At 60.6% G+C, this 9,998-nt stretch carries 5 protein-coding genes; all 5 read right to left on the bottom strand.

Annotation, left to right across the window (positions count from 1 at the left end; translation table 11 throughout):
* Positions 1–86: 86 nt before the first annotated feature.
* Positions 87–2,069, bottom strand: a complete 1,983-nt coding sequence (locus M3149_RS22120; protein WP_251711530.1) for a hypothetical protein — start codon at positions 2,067–2,069, stop codon at positions 87–89.
* 280 nt (positions 2,070–2,349) lie between these two features.
* Positions 2,350–3,288 carry an IS481 family transposase gene (locus M3149_RS22115; protein ID WP_251711529.1) on the bottom strand — a complete coding sequence of 313 codons (939 nt, stop codon included), beginning with the start codon at positions 3,286–3,288 and terminating at the stop codon, positions 2,350–2,352.
* A gap of 426 nt (positions 3,289–3,714) precedes the next feature.
* Positions 3,715–4,053 carry a response regulator gene (locus tag M3149_RS22110; protein WP_251711528.1) on the bottom strand — a complete coding sequence of 113 codons (339 nt, stop codon included), beginning with the start codon at positions 4,051–4,053 and terminating at the stop codon, positions 3,715–3,717.
* Between the two features lie 79 nt (positions 4,054–4,132).
* Positions 4,133–5,227, bottom strand: coding sequence for a sensor histidine kinase (locus M3149_RS22105; protein WP_251711527.1), 1,095 nt, complete (start codon positions 5,225–5,227; stop codon positions 4,133–4,135).
* Positions 5,228–5,312: 85 nt separating this feature from the next.
* On the bottom strand, positions 5,313–9,698 hold the full coding sequence (locus M3149_RS22100) for a PAS domain-containing hybrid sensor histidine kinase/response regulator (protein WP_251711526.1): 4,386 nt from the start codon (positions 9,696–9,698) through the stop codon (positions 5,313–5,315).
* Between the last annotated feature and the right edge of the window lie 300 nt (positions 9,699–9,998).

Raw genomic sequence — 9,998 nt, 5'->3', positions numbered from 1 at the left:
CCCGCAGGTGTCCGACATCAGTTTGGAATGATGTCCGACTTCAGCGTGGAACAGCGTCCGCCATCACGCTGGAACACTGTCCGCCATCAGCATGGAGTCGTGTCCGCCATCGCGTGGAATACGCAGCTGACCTCCTCGTACCGAATGGTGTCTTCTGATCGGCGTAGATAGAAAAGGAACGGGATCTGTGTGCTGTCTTTGGTCTGCGCGAGCAGGGCGATCTCCGAGCCGAGCGACGGGTCGAAGTGCCCGACGATGACCGCGACCGATTTCAAGTGCGCAAGATACTGGTCCCGGATCATGCGAGCCACGCCGCGATCGATGGGAATCAGGCGACCCGCATGCATATGGCTGCTGACCTTGTCCTCCACATACAGCGTGCCATCGTCCAGATTGAAGTCGATGGGCGATTGAAACGGGGAGGTCACCGGTCGCGCGCCACTCGTGCACAAGAGAACCACGACGAGATATGTGATCAGGGCGTTGTGGTGCTCGATCCATTGGGCAGGCTTTTGGGCGAGCGTGTCGTTGTTCTGGAGGAGCTGTTGCAGCCTGCCCTTGATCCATTCATCGTCGACTTGAAACGCGCTGCCCGCGCAGTTGAGTTTGGTGTCCGATGTGGTGGGTGAAATCGTCAAGGCGGCGCCCGCGCCGATTCGAGTCAGCAGGTTCACGCTGGGCCTGTTGTATGCCGCGTATGCGCACGAACCTGGAAGGCCACTGCGCGAATTGCTGCTGAGCAGGTGCGCCAGCACCGGATCTTGCGATTCCTCGAACACTTCTTGAGCAAGCCAGCCACCGAACATGGCAGGCGTGACGCGGGGCGCGACCTCCTTCAGGGCGATCCTCAGGCGCCTTTCCAGCTCCTTGGCGGGGCCGAACCACTGGCCCAACGAGGTCGCTTCGGGAACGGCCTGGGTACGGGAGTCGAGAAATTCCTTCACGGCTGCGTTTGGCTGGATGACGAGCATTTCCGCCAGAGGCGTGAGGTGGGTCAGCGCCTGGGCATCCGGTATTGCGCTGCGGTAGCGGCGTGGGGGAAGGCGGTGCAGTACCTGGCGCTGCGGGTCCCATTGCCAATTGATTGCGCTCTCAGTGCCGATACCCAACTGGAGAACGAGACGCACCGACATGGATGCCTGCGTGGCCAGATAGGTAAGAACAGCAAGTTCGTGATCAGGATGGGCGGGGTTGGGCCAGTAATTTCGCCACCACTGCTGCAGCAGCTTGCGCTCATGTGGGTTTGGCTTCGACCACGAGTAGGGCAGGCGTTGCTGTTCCTCAATGGACAGCAGTTGAACGCCTTTGGCGTGCAGTGCCTGCTCACTTTGCGACTTGGTCTCATCTGATTCGACACAGTCGAAGTCCTCCGGTGGCCCGTCCAGATGGAGCAGGACAGGATTCGTGTCGCCGTCCTCCGATTCGCCGTCCAAATCTTCGAGCCAATGAGGATTCACCTGCCGCGGCTGATGCACGGGCGCGGCGGGTGCCGGGAGGAGGGGGGCGGTCGCGTGACTCTGCGGCGCTGACCGAGCCAAGACGTTTTTGTCGGCGAAGCCCGCAAGGTCAATCTTGGCCAGGCTGCGCAGAAACTTGGTGTGGGCGTCCTCCTTCGTCTGCGCATCCCACAACTTTTGGCCCTTACCAACAAGATGCGCATGGAGTTCGCGGTAGGAGCCGGCATCGTCTTTCTTCAAGTCCATCATCACCGGCGTCCATGGGCCGTATCCGGTGGTGTCGTGTACGCACAGGCGGATGGATTGACCCACTTCAGTCCGCGCCTCGCTCAACTCAACTCCGCGGCTCTCGGCTTCAAGAAACGCCAGTACCCACCAGGTCCGGAGCGTCTCGAGCCAGACGTCGTTTTCGGGTTGCGTGGTCGAAATGCGCCTTGCGACCACCGCCGCGAATGGGTGCTTGGCCATGCCTCCCACGTCCATCTGCTGCCTCGTTGGGGTATCAATACGCAGATGTCGATAGCGTTTCTGCATCGATTCGGAGGTGGCATATGCGTCGGCCAGCGCGACCAAGTCTTCGAAAAAGTCGACCTCGGGGGCCCAGCACAGCATGAGCGAGCGGGGTACTTCCCGGTGCAAGTAGTGCAGCGCGGTCCCTAGATATCGGTCCGTTCGAAGTGCCTGCAGCAAGAGCGCCAGGGGGTATTCCAGGCCGAGGCGGCGCGCCCAAAGCTCGACATCCAGGGGGGCCACAGGCTGCCCAACGGTCGTAGAACCGCCCGGCTTGAGCGGGCTATGGCTCGGGCTTGAAAGAGGTTCGCTGGGGTCGGGTCTTTTCACTTGGCGTGCGGTCGCAGGAGGGTAGACCCCTCACTATCGGCACTTTTCCCCTCTAGATGTTGAGTTGCAATAGGTTGTTCCCACCGAGGCGGGAAGCCGGAGGGCGATGCCCGAGGGCCGAGTGAGGTCTGCGAGCGTTGTAGTAGCTCAGGAACGCTGGTAGCCAAGCAGTGCGCTCGGCGCTGTTGTTCCATGTTCGCCCATAGGCCCATTCGCGCAGGCAGGTCTGGATGAACCGCTCGGCCTTGCCGTTGGTCTGCGGTCGGTAGGGCTGGGTGAAGCAGTGCTTGATGCCCAGGGCTTGGCATGTCTTGGCGAACAGACGCGAGCGATAGGCAGAGCCGTTGTCGGTGAGCAAGCGCTCGATGCGCACGCCCAGCGCCGCGTAGTGGGCAACGGCGGCCTGCAGGAAGGCCACCGCCGAGCCCTTGCGCTCATCGTCATGCATCTGAACGAAGCCCACCCGGCTGTGGTCATCGATGGCCACGTGCGCAAACTCCCAGCCGATGCCCTCCACTGAATCACGTCGGTCACCTGTGACTCGGTGGCTGGGACGCTGGATGCGCCCGAGCTTCTTGGTGTCCATGTGCAGCATGGCGCCTGGCGCATCGTGTTCGTAGCGAACGACTGCCACAGCAGGCTCCAGCGCCTTCAGGCTGGACAGACCCAGCCTGGCCAGCCAGCGACTGACAGTGGCCACGCTGCGCCCAACCACGGCGGCGATGCGGCGCATGGGCATGCGGCTGCGGCGCAGTTGTTCGATGCGCTGGCTCAGCGCCTCATCAATGGTGCTGCGGGTTCGGGCGGGCCGTGAGCTGCTGTCCACGAGGGCATCGATTCCGCCAGCTTCAAAGCGCTGACGCCACTTGCGCGCGGTTCGCACGCTGATGCCTGCGGCCTCGGCCGCAGGCATCAGCCCCATGACGGCAATGCGCTCAATGAGCAATCTGCGCCCTTCAAAGGTCAATCTGGCATTCTTGTGGCTGTTCATCCGGCGGGTTTCCTCTGTGAGTGCTGAAGCGTGGTAACTCCAGTCTCCCAGAAGCCGTCGGGTGAACAACCTATTGCAACATCACATCTAGAACACCCCAAAAAAGACCGGATTGACCCAAAAGCCAAAGTTTCAAACCTTGGAAATGTGACTCGACTCATAACCAACCAACAAAATCAAGCACTTGCTTGTCGATGAGGCCCTCGGAAACGAGGGCCTTTTTGTTTGTGACGAGGTTTGTGACGAGGTCTGTGCCGTCACAAGAACGGCGAAAGGTGGTTGCGACCGTTGGGCACCTTGTCGAGATTCTTGTTGCTCGCGTTGACTTGCTGGAGCGGATCGTGAGCGACTCTTCTGCAGCGGTTGCCGTCCTTCGGGACATCAGCTTCAAGGACTGCTGTGAGGGGACGAGCCGTCACGAGACGCCTACGTCCGCTGCTTGATGAAATCGAGCAAGCGCTCCATGTTGATCGGCTTCTTGAAAACCGGGATGCCGGTGAGCGCCTCCCCTTCCTTCAAAACCGCGTCAGCACTATGCGCAGTCATCAAGATGAGATCGGCACCCTTGAGTTCAGGGTTTGCGCGAATCGTTCGCGCAATGTCCAGCCCCGTGACATCTGGCAGATCGATGTCGATCAGGATGAATCGCGGCTGCGCCAATGCGGCCGTGACATGCACCCTGTCAAAGGCGTTGGTGAAGCTCACTTTGCCCAGCGGGCGCAACGCGCGAGCGAGGGCATGAACGATCAACGGATCGTCGTCCACGATCAAGAAGGTAGGGGTGGTCACGTTTAGGTTATTGCTCATTTATCCTTGCCAGAAAAGTAAAGGACGTATCCGGTGGTCACCGTTGAGGAAAGCGCAGCTCCACGGTCGTACCAGCATCAGGCGCCGAATTCACCCGTACCGCGCCACCGTGCTTCTCCATGACCTGCTTGACGGTCGTGAGCCCAATCCCCTCACCTGCAAACGCAGGCGTCGAATTCAAACGCTCAAAGGGCACAAACAGGCGATCCATCTTGTCCGGGGCGATGCCGACGCCGTTGTCTCGAACCAGAACCACATAATGCTCTTGCGTTTCGGGCCGAGCACAGATTTCAACAATGGGGTCAGCCCGTGTCGATGCGTACTTGAAGGCGTTGTGCACCACATTGCTGACCGCGATGCCGACCAGAATCGGGTCTGCAAAGACGGTGTCACTGATTGATATGTGGACTTTGTAGTCCACCGAGCGGAACTCGATACGGCACGACTCGACGATGGTGTGAATCAGCGGTGACAGCGCGATGGGGGAGCGCTGCACGGGCAAATGATTCGATTTGGAGAGGGCCAGCAAGCCGTCAATGATGTGATGGCCAGAGGCGATGGACTTGAGCGCCGCCTCAAGGTGTGCGTCGGCGTCCCGCGAGTCGCCGCGTGCGATCGCCTCCCGGGCAAACTCAATCCAGAACGTGGTGGCTCGCACAGGCGAGCGCAAATCGTGCGCGACGCGGGCAGCGAACTCGTTCAACTGAGCGTTAACCGTCTGCAGTGACTCAAGCTTTTGCGCCATGGCCGATTGCGTGGCACGCGCTTGACGTTGGGCGCTACTGCGTTGCAGAGCATTGTGAACACCTTCTACCAATTGGGATCTCGAGATCGGCTTGACGAGAAAATCGATCGCGCCGTTCTTCATCGCACTGACGGCGGAGCGCACGCCTGGATTCATGGTGACGATGATCACACCGAGGTCAGGCTCGAGCGATCGAAGTTGCTCAGTAAGCGCCACGCCGTCAACATCGGGCAGCAAGAGATCGAGTACGGCGGCATCACAGCGACTGGCACCAAATGCGGATAGCGCCGCCTGCCCATTCGCGCAGGCCAGGACCTCGAATCCTCCATCGACCAGCATGGCCTCCATGCCCATCCGCTGAACAGCGTCATCCTCCACCAGGAGCACCCTGGGCTTCGCGCCAACGGTCGATCCAGTCGCTTGATTCGATACCATCGTTGCCCCCTGTGTCTGTTCTGATATCCATTACTTGCTATGCATTTAACACCGGATATCGCGTCAGCGCACCCTCCAACAGCTCGGATGCCTCGTTGAATTCCAGTCGGTCTATCAATGAAGCCAGTTTGGCAGCGTCGGCAGCACCCAACACACATGCCAGCTCCGGTCGAAGCGCCATCGCCTGGTCTACTGCATCAAGATCGTTCGCATCGATCAACTTGTGCAGCGCCCACAACCGCCCAAGCTGGTCATCGGTGATCGACTCGACAACAGCAGGTACCTGCTTGGCAGGGGATCGTTGGTTGAACCATGTTTCGATCGACGTCAGCAGCCGATCCAACTCCATGCCTACCGTACTGAGCAACCCTTCAGTTTCTGGAAGTGATGGCCCCGAGTAGGCGTTTTCAGCGGCCTCGGCCGCGACAGCGAGATCCACTGCGCCGATCATGCTTGCGCTTCCCCTCAACTTGTGCAGGCTCGCACAGAGCGTGCGAACACCATTTGCATCGAGCGTTCGAGGCAACTTCACCCACAGCGCTGTCCAAGTGGCGTATCCATCGATCATGAGACGCAGCATCTTCTCGAATAGCGCCTCGTTGTCCATCAGACGGGCTTTGGCAAGTTGAGCGTCGATGCCGTCAATCATCGCCCAAGGCCCCTCCGTTTCCCGTGTCGATTCGTTGGCGACGTCATCCAACTCGGCGATCGTCACTTCGGGGGGCCTTCCTCTGCGCTGATGGATCAGCTTGCGCAGCGTACGCACCACATTCAGCGGCTCAAGCGGTTTGGTGAGAAACGCGCTCAGGCCTGCAGCCATGGCGTTCTCCCGCTCGCTCTGCAAGGCGCCCGCCGTCAATGCAATGATGGGCAGGTCGGCGCCACTGCTGCCTTTGCGAATCAACCGTGTCGCTTCAAGGCCATCCATGACAGGCATTTGCACATCCATCAGAACGGCGTCGACGTCACCGCCGTTGTGCTGCAGACGCTCGACTGCTGCCTGACCATTATCGAAGTCCTCACAAATGGCGCCCTGGCTGCGAAGTAGCGCGATGGCAATCTCGCGGTTGATGTCGCTGTCGTCTACGACAACCACCCGCGCGCCGTCGAGCCAGCGAATGCCACCATCGATTGCGCCAGATTGACCTATGAGTCGGGCTTGCGACGCCTCGCTACCGGACAGTGTTTCTACGATTGCGTTGAAGAGTGCAGATACATCGACAGGCTTTCTCACCTGTCGAACCTGGGCCAGTCTGGATTCCTTCAGCGATTGCAATTCCACGTCCGAACCCAACACGAGCAGGCCCTGTACGGACGAAGCCAATTGCGGGAGCTTATCCAGTACTGCTGGGCCTAGGGCAGCATCCACGAGCACAATGTCGGACGTCTCCTTGTAAGTGGATTCGAGGTCTACGGCCGTCCAACCCAAGGAGGTGAGCCGGCGCTGCACCTCGGCGCACATATCGTGATCGCCACACAGGTACCCCACGGCGATGGGGCGCATTCCTTGTTGAATGCGTTCGATATCCTCGCTGGCTACCTCATGCAGTGGCAGCTCCACCGCAAACTCGCTACCACTCCCCGGCTCACTGGTGACGCTCACCTCTCCTCCCATGAGTTGGGCCAGGGTCTTCACGATGGACAACCCCAATCCGGTGCCACCGAAGCGCCGCGTGGTGGAGTCCTCGGCCTGCGTAAAAGGGTTGAAGAGGCGGGCCAATGCCTCTGGCGATATGCCGATGCCGCTGTCACGTACCTTGATGAGCAACCGGTCACCGTCTGACTGCCGAACCGTGGCAGCATTCACCGACACGTGTCCGGACTGAGTGAACTTGATGGCATTGCCGATCAGGTTGGCCAGGATCTGGCGCAAACGCAAGCGGTCGCCCATCATCCAGCATGCTTGCATATCCGAGAGGCGCGCGGAGAACGCGATGCCTTTGGCAGACGCGCTGGGCGAGTAAATGGCCCCCAGTTCATCAAACAGATCCTGCAGGTCGAAGGCCTCGGATTGAAGCGCCATCTCGCCGGCCTCGATCTTGGCCAGATCAAGCACGTCATTGAGGATGTCCAGCAGCGAGTGACCCGCCTTATCGGCTTTCGTCAGCAAGTCGCGCTGCTTTGGATTCAGCGGCGTTTGCTGCAACAGGTGGTGCATGCCAAGCACCGCATTCAATGGGGTGCGTATCTCATGACTCATATTGGCCAGGAACTGGCTCTTGGCCGCACTGGCAGATTCCGCCTGCAACTTCGCGGAACGCAGATCCTCCTCCATGGCGTGGCGCGCAGTGACATCCTGGTGGGTGCCGAACATCCATTCCGGCTTGCCCTCCGGCGTCCACGTTGCCACGCGCCCGCGGTCAAGAACCCAGATCCAGTGCCCGTCCCGGTGACGCATTCGCGCCTCGCACTCATAGTAGGGCGTCTTGCCCTCGAAATGATCGTTCAGCAGCGCGTTGGACTGCTGCAGATCGTCCGGATGCGCGAACCGCATCCAGGTCTGGATATCGATGGGTGCGAGTTCCGCCAACGTGTGACCGACCATCTGTGCCCATCGCTCGTTGAAGCGGGTCTCGCCGGTCTGGACATTCCATTCCCAGGTACCGACGTTGGTGCCTTCGATGATGCTGGCAAGTCGAATGCGCTCTGCCTGTTGATTGCTGAGCGCCTGTTCCAGCGCAAGTCGGTTGTTCTGCAACTCGGTCACATCGTCGGCGACAAAGTAAAAGGCGTGCTCGACGTTGACATCAGGCACCAGCGTGCCTGAAAAGTGCCTCTGCAGATGTGAGTCGGCGCCACGGACCTTGAACGTTGTCGCGCAAAGGTGTCCTTCGCACGCGCGCCTGATGTCGTCGTGCAGCCCCTCGATACGGGAGGTCGGCAGAACGTCCTCCAGCGTTCGCCCGAGAAGCGCCTCGCGCGGCAACTCACACCAGCGCAGGAATGCAGCGTTGGCGGCTCGTATCCGACCGTCGCCATCCCAGTAACTGATCAACGACGGCACCGAGTCCAACACCGTTTGCAGGAAGGCCTCTGCCTTGGCCAGCGCGGTGGTGCGTTCATTCACCTTGCGCTCAAGGTTCAGGTTGCTGCTGGCCAACGCATCTTCCATGGCCCGGCGCTCGGTGATGTCCTTGAGCAGCGTTGCTTGACCAAGCCGTTCGCCACGAGCAGAGAGGATCGGGCTGCGCGAGACCATGAGCACTCTCGTCGATCGCCCCGTGCCACTCAAGATCAGCTCTTGTGCATCAGCGGCAGCCAACCCGGCCGCCGAATGCTCTGACGTCAATCGGAGACCGGCCTGATCAAGCGCATCCGGTAAGGACTTGTGCATCACCGACGTTCCGTTGATCTGGAACAGCTGCTCTGCGGCCTTGTTCCACATCATCACGCGGCCTGAGGTGTCCTCCCCGATCACCGCCTGGTCGCTGTGCTCGATGATGGTCGCCAGCTGCGATTTCAGTGCCATGCTGTCTTTCTCACGGCGTCGCACGCGCACCCACAGCACGCTTGCCGTCAGCGCCAGCAATGTCACGATCATGCTCGTTGCGGCAACCAGCAGCGGCGGCGTGAGTTTCATGTCCGACCCGTAGCCCGGAGCAGCCACAGCAGATATGCGCCAAGTCCGATTGAAGACTTCGATATCCCCGACACGATTGAGCGACCCAGCGGCCTGAGATTGCACCTGAGTGAGCACCGGCGTCTGAGTGCCATCGTCGGCCACATCATGCAGCGTCCACTGCACCTTCGGCGCCTTGCGTAGCACATCGGCCAGGACCTCGTCGAGGACGAGGGGTGCATAAGACCAGCCCCAGGCAGCTGCCAGGCGCTGCGCCGGCGTATCCCTGGGGGCGTTGTCCTGATAGACCGGCAACAGGATCAGGAAGGCGCGGTTGACTGCGCCCGTTGCCTGCACAAGGGTGATGGGCTCTGTGATGGTCGCGCGGTCCAGCCGTATCGCTTCCAGTGCGGCGCTGCGCCGGTTGGCCTCGGACGCGATGTCGAGACCCACGGCCTGCTGGTTGCGCGCCACGGGCGCGATGTACTGTATGACAAACCGCTCCTGGGGGTTGGGGGCGAGTTCCTTGATGTTGAACTCTGGCCAACCATCGAGACGAGCCGTGTCGATAAACCCGGCGCTGGCTTGAGCAGGCACGCGTCGAATAAACCCGAACCCCCGTGCGCCCGGAAACTCGCGGTCCACATCCCGCGTTTTGCTGTAATGCAAAAACCGCTCGCGCGTCAGTTCCTGCGGGCCCAATGCGGCTATCGCTCCTCGGGCACCGCGAAGACCATACTCGTATCCGTTCACGCGACGCTCCACGTCCTCCACCACGCGCTGTACCTGCGCGGAGAACTGGCGATCGACCAACTCCTCGTTTCGTGCCACCTGCGCGGCTGCCAGCAGGTACGTGGCGACCATGCCGAGCACCAAGATCCCGAGGGGCAAGAACAGACTTCCCTTGGAGCGATCCGACCTGAGTAGAGACATCGACACTCCTCCTGGAGCGCCAACTTGACCTGGGCACTCGCTGTTGCACGCATGTTGCCATACAGGGCTCCGTGGCTGCGCCAGTTGGCCACATTGGTCTGCGGTTGCGTATTTCGGCGAATGTGACCGGTCATTTCGGCGCATCGTGACCGGTGGGCTGAGGGGTGTTTTCAGCGCCGTTCCGGTAACGTGACCGCCCGTTTCGGCGATCGTGACCGCCGTGGTGTTGGC

The organism is Hydrogenophaga intermedia (assembly GCF_023715105.1).
Taxonomy (GTDB): Bacteria; Pseudomonadota; Gammaproteobacteria; order Burkholderiales; family Burkholderiaceae_C; genus Hydrogenophaga; species Hydrogenophaga intermedia_A.
This window is presented reverse-complemented; position numbering and strand designations above follow the sequence as displayed.

Bases quoted from the DNA above. Each gene is read 5' to 3' on its own strand.
- M3149_RS22120 (WP_251711530.1), bottom strand. From the start codon at position 2,069: ATGCTGTGCTGGGCCCCCGAGGTCGACTTTTTCGAAGACTTGGTCGCG.
- M3149_RS22115 (WP_251711529.1), bottom strand. From the start codon at position 3,288: ATGAACAGCCACAAGAATGCCAGATTGACCTTTGAAGGGCGCAGATTG.
- M3149_RS22100 (WP_251711526.1), bottom strand. From the start codon at position 9,698: ATGGTCGCCACGTACCTGCTGGCAGCCGCGCAGGTGGCACGAAACGAG.